Consider the following 488-nt stretch of genomic DNA (forward strand, 5'->3'; position numbering starts at 1 on the left):
CTTCTGAAATTTTTAGTCCGTTATTTTAACTGAAATGTCGGCCGGGAAAGTAATCAGTAGGAAGTTTGCGCAGTCTAAGCGCTCAAAAAAGCTTCAATTTCTTCTTCTGATAATTTGGAATTGCAGACAAATTTGATTTTGCCTTGTGGAATGGTGAGTAATGCGGGAACAGTGTTGATGCCGTGTTGTTCACTAAGAGTCTTTAAAGCTGCTTTGTTGCTGCTGTCTGTAAAGCGGATAGTAAGCTGCTTGTTTAAGTAAACGGTAAATAGTTTTGCAACAAAACGGCGACAGTATGAACAGCTTGGTTTGCCTAAAAAGGCGATAGCAGTTTCGTGACTATCAATGAGTTGCATAAGTTCGTCAGGTGTGGTTGGGATGAAGGCAGCGACGTGTTTTGCAAAGGCGGCCAATTCTTCAGGCGAGGGTTTGGGCATGGGAATGAATGTGAGGTAGGCCGTCCGAAGGTTTCAGACGGCCTGTTATTG

Annotated in this window: 1 protein-coding gene; it reads right to left on the reverse strand. The window is 43.4% G+C overall.

The features are described from left to right. Positions 1-74: 74 nt before the first annotated feature. A complete protein-coding gene (locus tag ACTHUE_RS20195) occupies positions 75-437 on the reverse strand; it encodes a thioredoxin (RefSeq protein WP_440424302.1) in 363 nt (120 codons plus the stop codon). Between the last annotated feature and the right edge of the window lie 51 nt (positions 438-488).

The organism is Neisseria sp. P0021.S005, assembly GCF_051956955.1.

What these genes read in the sequence shown, in the direction of transcription:
- ACTHUE_RS20195 (WP_440424302.1), bottom strand. Translation starts at nt 437, where the DNA reads ATGCCCAAACCCTCGCCTGAAGAATTGGCCGCCTTTGCAAAACACGTC.